13 protein-coding genes are annotated in these 13438 nt (G+C 40.1%); 11 read left to right on the top strand and 2 right to left on the bottom strand.

Translation table 11 applies throughout. The features are described from left to right. Positions 1–10: 10 nt before the first annotated feature. From T357_RS0114430 to T357_RS0114405, 6 genes are all read left to right on the top strand, one after another. Positions 11–697: a vWA domain-containing protein gene (locus tag T357_RS0114430; RefSeq protein ID WP_031554118.1), complete on the top strand. Its 687-nt coding sequence runs from the start codon at positions 11–13 to the stop codon at positions 695–697. A gap of 167 nt (positions 698–864) precedes the next feature. After that, complete coding sequence (locus tag T357_RS0114425; RefSeq protein WP_031554115.1) at positions 865–1233, top strand: YccF domain-containing protein; 369 nt, start codon at positions 865–867, stop codon at positions 1231–1233. 218 nt (positions 1234–1451) lie between these two features. Beyond that, positions 1452–2156 carry an XRE family transcriptional regulator gene (locus T357_RS0114420; RefSeq protein WP_031554112.1) on the top strand — a complete coding sequence of 235 codons (705 nt, stop codon included), beginning with the start codon at positions 1452–1454 and terminating at the stop codon, positions 2154–2156. Beyond that, positions 2153–3547: a Y-family DNA polymerase gene (locus tag T357_RS0114415; protein WP_031554109.1), complete on the top strand. Its 1395-nt coding sequence runs from the start codon at positions 2153–2155 to the stop codon at positions 3545–3547. Before T357_RS0114420 ends, T357_RS0114415 begins: the two co-directional genes overlap by 4 nt. Before the next feature lie 98 nt (positions 3548–3645). Further along, a complete protein-coding gene (locus tag T357_RS0114410) occupies positions 3646–3897 on the top strand; it encodes a hypothetical protein (RefSeq protein ID WP_031554107.1) in 252 nt (83 codons plus the stop codon). Between the two features lie 116 nt (positions 3898–4013). Continuing rightward, on the top strand, positions 4014–4634 hold the full coding sequence (locus tag T357_RS0114405; protein ID WP_044917077.1) for an SOS response-associated peptidase: 621 nt from the start codon (positions 4014–4016) through the stop codon (positions 4632–4634). Positions 4635–4704: 70 nt separating this feature from the next. Here T357_RS0114405 and T357_RS0114400 read toward each other — a convergent pair whose 3' ends face one another. After that, complete coding sequence (locus tag T357_RS0114400) at positions 4705–6114, bottom strand: alanine/glycine:cation symporter family protein (protein WP_031554101.1); 1410 nt, start codon at positions 6112–6114, stop codon at positions 4705–4707. A gap of 96 nt (positions 6115–6210) precedes the next feature. Between T357_RS0114400 and T357_RS22360 the strand changes: the two genes are divergently transcribed. Then, positions 6211–6357 (top strand): tyrosine-protein phosphatase, encoded by a 147-nt coding sequence (locus T357_RS22360; protein ID WP_197027356.1) that lies wholly within the window; start codon positions 6211–6213, stop codon positions 6355–6357. A 60-nt stretch (positions 6358–6417) separates the two neighbouring features. On the opposite strand, the gene T357_RS0114395 is transcribed toward T357_RS22360, so the two are convergent. Beyond that, positions 6418–8004 (bottom strand): transporter substrate-binding domain-containing protein, encoded by a 1587-nt coding sequence (locus tag T357_RS0114395; protein WP_031554098.1) that lies wholly within the window; start codon positions 8002–8004, stop codon positions 6418–6420. Positions 8005–8280: 276 nt separating this feature from the next. Here T357_RS0114395 and T357_RS0114390 point away from each other — a divergent pair, with 276 nt between their 5' ends. From T357_RS0114390 to T357_RS0114375, 4 genes are all read left to right on the top strand, one after another. Then, positions 8281–9732 (top strand): hypothetical protein, encoded by a 1452-nt coding sequence (locus T357_RS0114390; protein WP_031554094.1) that lies wholly within the window; start codon positions 8281–8283, stop codon positions 9730–9732. Positions 9733–9915: 183 nt separating this feature from the next. After that, complete coding sequence (locus tag T357_RS20480; RefSeq protein WP_031554092.1) at positions 9916–11427, top strand: tetratricopeptide repeat protein; 1512 nt, start codon at positions 9916–9918, stop codon at positions 11425–11427. A gap of 4 nt (positions 11428–11431) precedes the next feature. Continuing rightward, positions 11432–12529, top strand: coding sequence for a tetratricopeptide repeat protein (locus tag T357_RS0114380; protein ID WP_155991468.1), 1098 nt, complete (start codon positions 11432–11434; stop codon positions 12527–12529). 169 nt (positions 12530–12698) lie between these two features. Then, positions 12699–13412: a hypothetical protein gene (locus T357_RS0114375; protein ID WP_031554088.1), complete on the top strand. Its 714-nt coding sequence runs from the start codon at positions 12699–12701 to the stop codon at positions 13410–13412. Positions 13413–13438: the final 26 nt, after the last annotated feature.

The raw sequence follows: 13438 nt of genomic DNA, 5'->3' as shown, positions 1-13438 counted from the left end.
AGGTAGCAGAATGAGTAAAGGTTATACAGAGATAGTTTACATTTTGGACAGAAGCGGATCTATGGGAGGTCTTGAGGCAGATACAATCGGCGGGTTCAATGCCATGATGGAAAAGCAGAAGAAGACAGGGGAGAAGGCATTGGTCTCCACAGTTCTTTTCGATGACCTGAGTGAAGTGATACATGACAGAGTTCCGATTGAAAAGATAGAGAAGATGACAGACAAGCAGTATTATGTCAGAGGATGCACGGCTCTTCTTGATGCAGTAGGCGGTGCGATCCACCATATCGGTAATGTTCACAAATATATAAGACCTGAAGACAGACCTGATAATACTATCGTTGTTATCACCACTGACGGAATGGAGAATGCAAGCTCCCGGTATTCAAGGGAGGAAGTTGAAAAAATGGTGAAACATCAGCAGGAGAAGTATGGTTGGGAATTTATTTTCATCGGTGCCAATATAGATGCCTATGCGGAAGCACAAAAGTTTGGCATCCGTAAGGAGCGAGCAGTAAATTACGTATGTGATGAACTTGGTACCGCTAATGTCTTTTCCGGTATTTCCAAGGCTGTATGCTCGGTAATGATGGCCCCCAGTGCTGCAAAGGCAGGTGAATGTCTCGATGAAAGTGACTGGCATGAAGAAATCAATGTAGATTTCAGGAAACGTGGCAAGGTTCAGGGAAGGAGATAACTCTAAATTGCGTCATGACGCAAAAAATGGTAATAGAGAAATGATGAGGGATATGTAATAATGGGAATGAAGTAAAGATCCGTTGCTACAGTCATCTCAGTGCACGGAGAATCAGAGATTCATGGTATAAGGTTTAAAAACTCAATGTTGTACGGGAGGATATCATCATGACTTTTCTTGGAAATCTTATATGGCTTATATGTGGAGGCCTTTTGAGCGCCATCGGCTGGTGGTTGGCAGGACTTCTTTGGTGTATTACTATCATAGGAATACCGGTGGGGATGCAATGCTTCAAGCTTTCAACATTATCACTTTGTCCTTTTGGTAAAGAAATAGTAAATGGTGGAGGAGCAGGTTCGTTTCTTCTAAATGTTCTTTGGTTCTTTTTATCAGGCCTTGAACTTGCTTTGGGAAATTTTCTGATTGGCTGTTTTCTGTGCGTCACCATCATTGGAATCCCATTTGGTCTTCAGTTCTTTAAGATAGCAAGGCTGAGCCTTTGCCCGTTTGGAGCAAGTATAGTGAATATAAGATAAGATTACTTTAGCCGTCAGGGTCAGACATTTTGGGTCTGACCCTTTTTTTGGGCAAAAAATACCGGTTGATCAACAATCAGGTAAAATCTATGCAGCATAGAAAATACTCTTCTTTGTTGCTAAAAATCAATAAAGCGTTGAATTAAGAACATACGTATGGTACAATGCATATACATTGATGAGTATCCCGGGGCTTCGCACGCTGAAAGAGGTTATACATGAGAAATATAGGTGAGGTAATAGCACGTAACCGAAGAAGAAAGAAACTGTCCCAGAAGGAGCTGGCTAAACTTCTTGGCGAATATGATATCGCCATTAAGAATGCCGGTATCAGTGCATGGGAGAAAGGAAACAGTACACCCAATGCAGAGGCGCTTTTGGTACTGTGTAAGATCCTTGAAATATACGATATATATACGGAATTTATTGGGGAGAATCCTTTAGATCCTTTTATAGAGCTTAATGAAGAAGGTATACAGAAGGTTCTTGATTATATTGATCTTTTAGAAAAGTCCGGTGATTATAAAAAACTGCCGGAGGGAGTTATCCCTATGCCTGTCCGGTATATGAAGGTTGCGCTTACACGTGCATCTGCCGGTACCGGAAACTTCCTTGATGAAGAAAATTTTGAAGTGATGGAGATAAGGGAACCGGTTCCTGATAAAGCTGATTTTGGCGTTTATATCGCCGGTGACAGTATGGAACCCAGGTTTCACGACGGAGAACTTGTCTGGATTGAGCAGAGGGAAAATCTCGAATCCGGTGATATAGGTCTTTTCTTTTTCGATGATATGACCTACATAAAAAAGTACGTGTCCAATAAGCTTGGGACATTCCTTGTATCTCTGAATGCAAAGTATAAACCCATAAAGATAGATGAATTCAGTACCTTCAGGATTTTCGGAAAGCTTGCGGAGCGATGAGTGTTTACATCGCCATAGATATGAAAAGCTTTTATGCATCAGTGGAATGTGTCGCCAGAGGACTGGATCCTCTGAAAGCAAAGCTGTTGGTAGCGGATGCCACAAGATCGGATCAGACTATCTGTCTTGCAGTATCTCCTGCCCTGAAAGCTATAGGTGTTCCGAGCAGACCGAGGCTTTTTGAGGCAAAGCGGGCCATCAGAAAATATGAGCAGACGTATCATACAAAGGTACTTTATATTACTGCAACACCACGTATGGCCGAGTACGAAAAAACCTCAGCAAAAATCTATGGGATATTCCTAAAGTATGCATCTTCTGAGGATATTCACATTTACAGTATCGATGAATGCTTCATCGATTGTACGCCATATCTTCACTTCTACGAAACGGATGCCACAAAGTCCGGACAACACCCGGCACATGTTATGGCTATGACTATGATAAGGGATGTTCTTAAGAATACCGGAATCACAGCCACAGTGGGAATAGGTACCAATTTATATCTTGCAAAAATCGCTATGGATATCGTTGCCAAGAAAGCTCCCGCAGATAAAGACGGAGTACGCATCGCTGCACTTACGGAAGATAGCTACAGGTATCTCCTTTGGGAACATAAACCTCTTACAGATTTCTGGCAGATAGGTCGTGGTAAAGCAGCAAGGCTCGAAAAAAATCACATGTACACCATGGGAGACATTGCCGAACGTTCACAGTGTGATGAAGAGTGGTTTTATAAGGTTTTCGGAATAGATGCTGAGATACTCATAGATCACGCCTGGGGTGTAGAACCTGTGACCATGTATGATATTAAACACTATAAAAGTGACAATCATTCTCTTTCCAATGGTCAGGTTCTTCCGAGACCCTACAAATATGATGAAGCCTGTATAGTTTTCAAGGAAATGATAGATATCTTATGCTGTGATATGTATAAGAAAAAACTTGTCTCTTCAAGGTTTACGTGGTGGATCAGTTATGATTATAAGAGTCTTGAATATTTTCCAAGCTATGACGGAAGACTTGCCATTGACTGGTACGGGAGACTTCATCCCGCCCATTCAACCGGAACCGTAAGATTTAAATCAGCCACCAATACCGCCAATATCGTTATCGAAGGGATCATGAAGGATGTAGATAAAAAAAGTGACCACAGGATACTTTTAAGGAGGCTTGGAATATGCGCCTGTGATGTGAAATCGGATAACGGAGTTTATCAAATGGATCTCTTTACAGACTACGATGCTCTGAATAGAGAAAGACAACTACACGCAGCGCTTCTGGAGGTGCGGACAAGATATGGAGCCAATGCAATGTTGAAAGGAATTAATTTTTTGGAAGGTGCAACCACAAAGATGAGGAATGAACAGATCGGAGGCCACAGAGCATAAGTGAACTTTGGTTTGTTTTCAGACCTGAGGAACAAATGTGAAAAATACTTTTTTATCACTATTTGTGCCACAACATGACGGCGGAATGGAGACCAGATATGAGTATTACCGGCGATTCAAATTTCCCTCCTTCATTTAAATACAGAAGCGTTTTAGAGAAAGGAAAACCTGTTCATGATAAATATGACAGCTTTTCAATCAGGCATCCGGCAATGGATCTTTCAAGGAGAGCTAAAATATTCAGTCCTTTTGACGCTTTGAAAGGCTTCAATGAGGAGCTATTCAAGACGGAAGCTAAAGTTTCGGAGGTATTCAATAACGAAACTTCACCTTTGGAGGAAACACCTTAGAAGCTTGTCGGGGCGACATATGTAGGGCATCCAAACGAATTCGTATCTGTTTTTCAGATATAAAGGTAAAAAAAAACAGCATCGACGTATTAGAAAAAAATAGATAGAGGAAAAATATGTGTACAAGATATGCACTGGAAAAGGAACTACCGGAATTAAAAGAAATAACCTATGCGGTATCAAGATCTGTTCTCGCGAGTAAGTTCATAGATACTCATGCCCGTCCGATCATTACCGACGGGGTGGTACGACCTACCGATATCGTTCCGGTCATCGCCCCGAATGCAAAAGGGATGAAAACAGTATTCCCCATGCAATGGGGATTTTTGGCGAGAGACAATAAAAGAACACTGTTTAATGCAAGGGTTGAAACTGCAGGTATAAAGCCTACCTTCAGAGAGGCCTGGAAATCACACCGATGCATCATTCCGGCTTCCTATTACTTTGAGTGGCAGCATTTCAAAAGTCCTGACGGAAAAGAAAAAACCGGAGATCAATATGCCATCCAGCCAAAAGGTTGTACCGTGACCTGGCTTTGCGGGCTGTATCGAATCGAAGATGGATATCCGGTATTTGTAATCCTTACAAAGGAACCAACCGCAGAGTTATCACGGATACATGACCGTATGCCGGTAATGCTTCCCAAAGATAAGATAGAAGCATGGATCAGTCCGACATCTGATCCGACAGAGATATTGCCTTATGCTCTGTCGGATATGGTCATTGAAAAAACATGATTTGCTTAAATAGTGGTTATAACATAGCGGCGAAAACCCAAAGGCTTGTCTGTGGTATGAAAGCTGCTTTTTATTTCCAAAAACAAAGTTCATCAAGTGAGATGCCTGCAGCTTCAGCCTTAAATACAGGATTGAGCCCTTTGGCTTTCTGGGTTTCGTAATCCTTTAAGGTGGCTAATGCGATTTTTCTGAGCTTAAAGCAGGCAGGAAGGTTTATAAGGGTCATGCAGCCCATGGTTATATCCGCAAGTGCCCAGGCCGTGCTCATGGGAATGGTTGCGCCTGCAAGTACGATTACGGCACAGAACAAGTGAAATACTTTCATAAAGGTTTTTGAAAGCGGCTTCTTGTGATTAAGGAATATAAGGGCATTATCAACGTAAAACAGATTTCCCAGGATGGTTGTAAATGCAAAAAGAATCATTGCAATGGTAATGAATAAAGGGCCCATCTTTCCGAAAACCGTTGATATCGCATTCTGTACATAAAGCGCACCTGATACTGCTTCGTTTCTTTCTACTCCGCTTGAAAGACACATAAGCGCTGTTGCAGTACAAAGAATAAGTGTGTCTATATAAACTGAAAATGTCTGAACAAGTCCCTGTTTTACCGGGTGGGACACATTAGCTGCGGCGGAAGCATTGGGCGCAGAGCCTACTCCGGCCTCATTGGAATATAGACCACGTTTGATGCCGTATATCATGCAGGATCCGGAAATGCCTCCAAATATTGACTTAAAATCAAAGGCATCCTTAAATATCATAACGAACATGGCAGGGATGGATTTCAAGTTACAAAAAATCACTATAAGTGAGATGACTACATATGAGATTCCCATGATCGGTACGATAAAGCTTGTGAACTTAATTATCCTCTGTCCTCCGCCTAAGAGACAGTAAGCGGTTAATAGGGCAAGAACAAAACCGATCATGCCCGGTGTAACAGCCGGATCATAAAATGAGTATGCAGCGAAACTTGACTGAAGGTTATAGGAACACAAAAGGTTAAAGCCGAAAGCATATGTAGCAATCAGAAAAACGCAGAATAAAGCTGCAAGCTTTGGAGCATGAAGAGCCTTTTCGATGTAGTAAGCCGGACCTCCGTAGGAATCGCCGTTCTGCTTTTCTCTCTTATAAATTTGGGCCAAGGTGCTTTCCACAAAAGCGGAAGCAGCACCGATTATACATAGAAGCCACATCCAGAAACAGGCTCCGGGACCACCGAGACATATGGCTGTGGATACACCTACGATGTTTCCGGTTCCGACTCTTGAAGCGGTAGAAACAAGCATTGCCTGCAGTGAGGAAACATTCTTTTTGTCTTCAGGCGGTTCCAGAAGAAGCCGCAAAGCTTCCGGTAATAATCTTATCTGAACTCCCTTTGTTAAAACTGTGAAATATAAACCCGTAAGTGACAGTACGATGATAAGTACAGGGTAATACATCACATCATCTATCTTATTCAACACATCCAAAATCATTTGACATTTTCCCTTTCCATGGTTTGTATAAGAAACTTAATTCTACCATGACTATTTCTTATTACCAATCTTTTTTCTGTCGAATCTATTCGGATATTGTTTGGGGCACTGAGAGATTATATAGATAGTTTTTATCAGGCAGTTAATGAGAAGTATGGGGACATAAGCAGATATATACTTGATGGGCTGGCCCTGTCTGATGAAGAAATAAGGATAATGAAAAACAAATATCTGACAGCTTAAAAGAAGATTGAAAAAAGGCCTGTGAAGTATAAACGGTATCTTCACAGGTCTTTATCGGGGTCAAACTCTTTTCACTCCCATAAGAATTCTGTCGATATTTCTCCTTTTCGGGTCCAGGCTTTTCTGTAACTTACCGATAAGCATTCCCATAAGTCTGCCGACCACGTAATATATGACTGCAACAGATATGAGTGAAAAGAAGGCGTCAAAAGTACGGCTTCTTATCATATCACCGGCCCTTGTCAGATCCTGAACAGCGATGTAACCGACAATGGCGGTTGACTTCAGAAGGGATACCGCTTCACCTTTAAAGATAGGAAGAATATGCATAAGCGCCTGGGGCAGAATGACTCTGAAGAGGGTCTCATTATCTGAAAATCCCAAAGCATAAGAGCCTTCAGTCTGGCCAATGTCTATCGCTCCGGTTCCTACCTGAAGCATACTGAACACCGAAGTCCCAAAGGTAAGGGTGAATGCCATGATGGAAACAATGATTCCCGAGATATCATGTTTACCGAAAATGACATAGAACAGCACCATCAGAAGTACTACAGCAGGAATTCCGACTATGACACCGGTCACTGTCTGTACTATACTGAACACTGTTTTCCCGGTTTTTCGGCAGAGGAAGAATAATGAAAATCCAAACACACAGCCCAAAAACATTGACGCTATGGTAATGATCATGGTATTCAGAAACCCTTTTAGGAATACATTTCCTCTGTTTTCCTGAATGAAGGTTTTGTAAAAACTGTTTCTTATTGAAGCAATGAGATTGCCGGTTTCTTCATTAGTTTCCGCTGTTCCGGCTTTATCGGATAAAGCAAGTCTGTCTTTTCTTACAACCAAAAAGGATCCGCCCCTGTAAAAAGGATCCGAGAAATCCACCTTTTCACGGCGCTCTTCGGTGATAGACATACTTGCTCCCGCAAGATCTGCCTTTCCGCTCTGAACCGATGGGATAAGTCCGCTGAAGGCGCATTCTGTTATTTCAACCTTATAGTCCATCTCCCGGGCAACCTGCATTACTATATCAACTGCATAACCTACAGGTGTGCCGTCGGAACCCAGGTAGCACATGGGTGGAGCACCGGTATTTGCCCAGTATCTGAGAGTCCCCTTTGAACCTTCCCAATCCGGAGGGTTGATAACCTTAAGTGCTTCATCATTACCCATCCACTTCTCAGCCATCTTTTTTTCGAGACCATCGTCCATGAGCTTTTTCAGTGCTTTATTAAAAGGCGAAACCAGTGGACTTCCTTTTGGGAATGCAAATCCATAAGCATCATCCTGAATGCACTCCGGAAAGATGGCAAGTTCTTCGTGCTCTGCCACCGCTATTTCAGCTATGGGCAGATCCATGATGACGGCGTCGCTCTTTCCTGAGATTACTGAGGAAATCGAGTCCACAGTACTGTTTTGCATAAGGATATCCACATCCCCTTTTAATATCTCATTTTTTTCCATATAAACATCGAAGGATGTTCCTGTAAGCATTGAGATCTGTTTGCCTTTAAAGTCAGAGAGACTGCTGAAACCGGCGGACTCTTCCGCAGCAGCACTGAGGGTGAACATTGAAACCATGAGGATACATGTGGACATCAAAAATGTAATTAGCTGTTTTTTTCGAGCCTGACTAAAACCCATTTCTTTTCTCCTTATTAACTTTGCACCGTTCCTTATACCTGTATCATCAAATATGCTGTTATTGTTCAATAGTATAATTGTTTATCGGCATAAATTCCGTTCCATATTATATTATGATGTGGGTGTCAAAAGTATTCCCACAATGAACTTTGCAACTGCACCTTCTATTTGACGCTTACTTTATGTCAGATTATAATCTTAATTATTGAAACAAATGATAATATGTCTACATAAAGAAGAAAACGTCTGAAATCATAACAGGAGGACAAAACCATAATGAAGAAGACAACGCAGTTAGTAAAGATAGTTATAGGACTAGCAATAAGTGCCTGCCTTATGGGAGGCTGCGGAAAGGCAGAAGATGACACGGTACGTGGGAAGAAGGATACTGCCATATCGGAAGAGAAATCGTCAAAAGAGAATAAAAGCAGGAAAGACAAGAAAAACAGCGTAAAGGATCCAGGCGGAAATACTATCCGGATTAATGGAAAATACTTTGATATAACGAAGATGACCTATGGAGATCTGAAGGAACTGACAGACGCTGAACATATCCAGCTTCCGTACTATACCAGAGATTCAGTAATGGAACCTTATACCTCCAGGACATTTGATACAAGATTACCTGAATCAGGCGTACTACTGGAAGGGACTATCTGGAATTTGACAGGGGAGACGATTCCTATGTTGGAGGGAAGAGTTACACAAATGAGGAATCTTTCCATTGAGGGAATGATGGGTGTGGATTTATCTAATAATATTCCGCCTGAAGAAATTGATCCATTGCTGCGGAAACTTGTTGATAACGGGTGGACAATTACTCATGATTACACCGATGTTCACGCAAAGGAAGAATATCGTCCTAAGCTCTTTGTAGAAGGTGTCTCAAAGTATCATTTCTGGCCATTATCAGAGGATTTCAAGAGAAATGAATCACAAAGACAACAGGATATGGGGTTTAATGGATCTCTGGATTCAAAGTATTGTGACATTGATAGACACATTGGAGCTGAGACGATAGATGATGAACTTGGCTTCTGTGAAATATATTATAATGGCAATTTCTTTGAGTATGAATTTAAGGACATAGAGACATATGCGAAGAATGACTACTGGCCGGCACACGATATGCTCATGCCATCTGTCATTTCTTCAGACCAGTCTGCGCTTGAGATTGTAACTAACGAAGATAAAGAAAGACAGCTCAAAGAAATTGAAGAATTGTTGCAGACCGGAATGATAAAAATGGGATCAGATGAAGTGTCAGTACCGCTTTACTCCAAATACTTAAATAACCATGATGAATCTGCTATCATTTATTTTTTTAACTCTTCTTATAGCATCACTAAAGAAGATCGGCATGTCTTTGATGCTAGCAAATTTCTGGCTTCATATTATGGATTGAACGAAGAATATCCGTTGTTATGTGCAGAGATAGATCATCATAAGCTCTACTGGTTGGCAGAAAAAGAAAAAGGATATCCTGTAGGCACGATTTATCAAGGTAATGGGGATATGAGAAAACTGCCGGCACCACTTGGAAAAAGTTTTAATAGTAATTGTGAATTATTGGGAGATGATCCTGAACGAATCGAAAAAGGAGTCTGGCGTTGGAAGATTGGTGACACAGGATATGATTTGGTAGTATTACTTGCAGCAAGTGGATTAACTGGACAGGAACCAACTCATAGCGGATGTGACATATGCGCAATTATAAGAAGACCGTAAACTCTAATATGCGATACAGATACAATCCTATCAGAAAGACACCAAGTATATAATCGTAAAAAAGTTCAATATGAGCAGTATGGTCAAAAAACGCTAAGGATCTATAAGATTTTTGGCGTTTTTATTTATAGTAAGATATATTATATTTGAAGTGTACGTATTATAGAAATCGTTAGGGGGCGTATGGAAAAGAAATCAAGTCCATTTATAATTATTTTTGCATTGACTGGAATCCTTCTGGCAGCGCTTGTCGGGATACTGGTATATTTCAACCTTCCTGCGCAGCGCATCAGGCGAATGCTTAAGACCGCACATAAGTATATTGCTGAAGAAAACTATGACGAAGCGATCCTGACCTTGCAGAAGATGTTAGAGATAGATCCGAAGAATGAAGATATCTACATTCTTCTTGCAGATACATATGAGAAAAATGGAGATATTGATAAAGAGGTAGAATTTCTTCAGGATGCCGTGACTCTGATGCCGGAAAACCAGAAGATATCTGATGTTCTTGTAGATGTATATCCGGAGGTCACTTTGTCCGAGGGCTCTGGAACCTATACCGATCCTGTGACTCTTTCCATGTCTTCATCGGAAGGTGGCGAGATTTTCTACAAGGTTTCCGGAAGTGATAATGAAAGTAAATATTCATCCCCCATTGAACTCGGAAAAAACGGAAAATATACCATCGAGTACTATGCGGTAAGCAAAACCGGATACGAGGGTGAACACAAAACTGCCACCTACGTGATAAACCTTGATGAGAGTAAGTATCATTTCAATGAGTGGCTAGATGAGGCTGACGGAAGACATTACTATGATGAAAACGGCGTGTCTGTTACAGGCTGGTTAAAGCTTAAAGAGAAATGGTATCTGTTTGACGGTAGAGGCGTTATGCTCACCGGTTTCCGGGAAGACAATGGAAATACCTATTATCTCAGAACTGACGGCATTATGGTCATCGGTTGGCAGGATATAAACGGGAAGAGATATTTCTTTGATGAAAATGGAGCAATGCTTAAAAACCAGTGGATTGATAACACCTTCTATGTTGGGGCAGATGGAGCGATGCTCGTTGATACCGTAACACCGGATGGGAAGAAAGTTGGTAAGGACGGAAAGAAAATAAGCGATATTGAAGCTATGAAAATGGCTGCAATTGAATCCTATCGTTCAGCAATAGAAAATAATACATGGAATAGTGGTGGGATTAAGGCAGATGAATTTGCACTTATTGATATAGATGGTGATGGGATTATGGAAATATCAGTATATACAGATACTTCAGCTCTTAGTAGCGGAATGAGTTCTTGTTGTAACGCTTTGCTTTATTATTCTGAAAACAGATTAAAATCAGAGGATTTCAATTCATTCGATGATCACTACAATAACATATGTATAGATTCTGTTGACATTGACAGAAAATACATTGCTACCAGATCAATACGAATTAAAGATTATTGTCATGTTTATAGCTTCGATAAATGTTCGGGTACTAATGAAATTGACGCATGGTGTAATACATATATTAATGATGATCCCAATGATGAAATATCCAACTATAATATAGCTAAATATGAACAGTATGGCCAAAATTTGTATTATTTAAATTATGTTGAAGCAACAACAGAAAATATTAATTATTATCTGAGTGGAAGCGGAATAACAACCGGAATTGGAGGAAAAAAAATATAACAATATGAATAAATTATTATCCAAAATATTAATTAATTTATTGGTACTTGTATGTTTATGCGCCTGTGTATCAAACGCACAGAAAATACAAAAGCAATTGGAACTAGGAAACAAATTTTTGGCGGAACTTGATTATGAGCAGGCGATTCTTGCTTTTAATAAAGTAATCGAAATAGACCCAAAGAATACTGATGGGTATCTGGGACTTGGTGACGCTTACTATGGAGAGGCAAAGAATGCCGGAGATTATAGTGCCGCCGATACGCTTTATACAAGTGCCACAGAAAACTATGGAATAGTCATTAATTTAATCGGCGATGGAACCGGCACCACAGTTAATGATAAATCCCTTGAGGAAATCAATCAGAGTGTAAGGGGAATCCTTGCGGAACTTTATGTTGCATGGTCGGATCTGGCATTAAAAGAAGGCGATAGTGATCATGCTGCCAAGATACTGGAAGACGGATATGCAATTCTTGGAGATGACAAACTTATAGAAAGATCTCAAGCTATCAGTGACATAAAGGATGCAGAAAAGCTTATCGAGGAACTGGATGTTTCAGCTGAAGCCTTTAACATTTCATCTGAGGATAATGTTGAAAAATTAAAAGCTATAACAGATATGTTTGGAGGTAAGTATATTTCCAATGAAAACGGTGAGGGCTTTGGTCTGTATAAAGTAGATAAAGCTTACTACGTATTTCGGGGAAGTTTTAAAAACGGTTTACGTGAAGGTTCGGGATTGTTAGTGTCAATTAGTAATAAAAATGAAACTTATGTGAAATGTAGTTGGAAAGAAGATGTGCCATATGGCAGTGCAGAATATTTTAATAGATCTAATAGCGGAAGGACAGAGTCTGCGACTTTTCAATTAATAGACGGTCTATATGATGGAGAAGGTACAGCTTCATTTCGAGGTAAGATCGAATATTATAATATTAGAAAGGGAAAACTTGTTAACTTGGGACCGTTCCCGGAAAAACCAGGGTTTTTCTTTTGTGCTGTAAATGAAAATGGTGAACTGTCTGGTGCAACTGAAGAAGATGTGTTTGAACATACATTCGGTATGCCGGGCTATGCAGATTCGTTTAAAGCTTATTAAATGTGGTTAGTTGGAATTATTATTGTTTTGTACAAATAGTTTGCATTAACCATCGGTTACCATTCATCAGAAATTAATGCGTTATATCAGATTATAAACCATTATATAGATGGTGATAGTAATATGAGTTCATACAAAGAAAACAAGCAATGTTTATCAGGAGGATGAAATGAAAATACCAAGATTATTTGCAGCGACTATGTTTTTAACCTATATGGCTTCAATTACTGCACTTGCAGGCCAGGTGGGATCCGGCGGAGACAATTGGCAAACATGGTATCAGGGAGATAATGGAACTAATAATATAAGTGATATTCAAGCCATGAATTCAGCCGCAATTGCAACATATCGTTCAGCAATAGAAAATAATACATGGAATAGTGCCGGACTTAAGGCAGAAAAATTTTCACTTGTTGATATAGATAATGATGGGATTTTGGAAATATCAATTATGTCTTTAACGCATAGCGAAATAGAGTATGGATCATGTTGTAATGTGCTTCTGTGTTATTCTGAAAACGGTTTAAAATCATTCAACATCAATTACGAATATTTATCTGAATATGGACTATCGTACATAGATTCCGTGGACCTTGACAGAAAATACATTGGTACCGGAAGAACTCGAGGTAAAGCAACTGATGATGTTTATAGCTTTGATAAAAATTCAGGTTTCAATGCTGTCGGTGGTTGGTTTGGGGGCTATATTACAGATGATCCCAATGATGAATTATCAAATCGTCAAATAGAACAATATGAGCTGTATGGCACAAATTTGATTAGTATTAATTATGTTGATGCAACAACAGAAAATATCAACTATTATCTGAACGGAAGTGGAATATCAACAGGTTTTGGACAGGAAGATTCAATATGGGGATAAAAATCATCTAAAAATATTGATTAATT

Origin of the sequence: Oribacterium sp. FC2011 (genome assembly GCF_000701645.1) — a bacterium.
Taxonomy (GTDB): domain Bacteria; phylum Bacillota; class Clostridia; order Lachnospirales; family Lachnospiraceae; genus Oribacterium.
The sequence above is the reverse complement of the archived record's forward strand: the minus strand, read 5'-3'. Positions and strand labels throughout refer to the sequence as shown.

What these genes read in the sequence shown, in the direction of transcription:
- T357_RS0114430 (WP_031554118.1), top strand. Translation starts at nt 11, where the DNA reads ATGAGTAAAGGTTATACAGAGATAGTTTACATTTTGGACAGAAGCGGA.
- T357_RS0114425 (WP_031554115.1), top strand. Translation starts at nt 865, where the DNA reads ATGACTTTTCTTGGAAATCTTATATGGCTTATATGTGGAGGCCTTTTG.
- T357_RS0114420 (WP_031554112.1), top strand. Translation starts at nt 1,452, where the DNA reads ATGAGAAATATAGGTGAGGTAATAGCACGTAACCGAAGAAGAAAGAAA.
- T357_RS0114415 (WP_031554109.1), top strand. Translation starts at nt 2,153, where the DNA reads ATGAGTGTTTACATCGCCATAGATATGAAAAGCTTTTATGCATCAGTG.
- T357_RS0114410 (WP_031554107.1), top strand. Translation starts at nt 3,646, where the DNA reads ATGAGTATTACCGGCGATTCAAATTTCCCTCCTTCATTTAAATACAGA.
- T357_RS0114405 (WP_044917077.1), top strand. Translation starts at nt 4,014, where the DNA reads ATGTGTACAAGATATGCACTGGAAAAGGAACTACCGGAATTAAAAGAA.
- T357_RS0114400 (WP_031554101.1), bottom strand. Translation starts at nt 6,114, where the DNA reads ATGATTTTGGATGTGTTGAATAAGATAGATGATGTGATGTATTACCCT.
- T357_RS0114395 (WP_031554098.1), bottom strand. Translation starts at nt 8,004, where the DNA reads ATGGGTTTTAGTCAGGCTCGAAAAAAACAGCTAATTACATTTTTGATG.
- T357_RS0114390 (WP_031554094.1), top strand. Translation starts at nt 8,281, where the DNA reads ATGAAGAAGACAACGCAGTTAGTAAAGATAGTTATAGGACTAGCAATA.
- T357_RS20480 (WP_031554092.1), top strand. Translation starts at nt 9,916, where the DNA reads ATGGAAAAGAAATCAAGTCCATTTATAATTATTTTTGCATTGACTGGA.
- T357_RS0114380 (WP_155991468.1), top strand. Translation starts at nt 11,432, where the DNA reads ATGAATAAATTATTATCCAAAATATTAATTAATTTATTGGTACTTGTA.
- T357_RS0114375 (WP_031554088.1), top strand. Translation starts at nt 12,699, where the DNA reads ATGAAAATACCAAGATTATTTGCAGCGACTATGTTTTTAACCTATATG.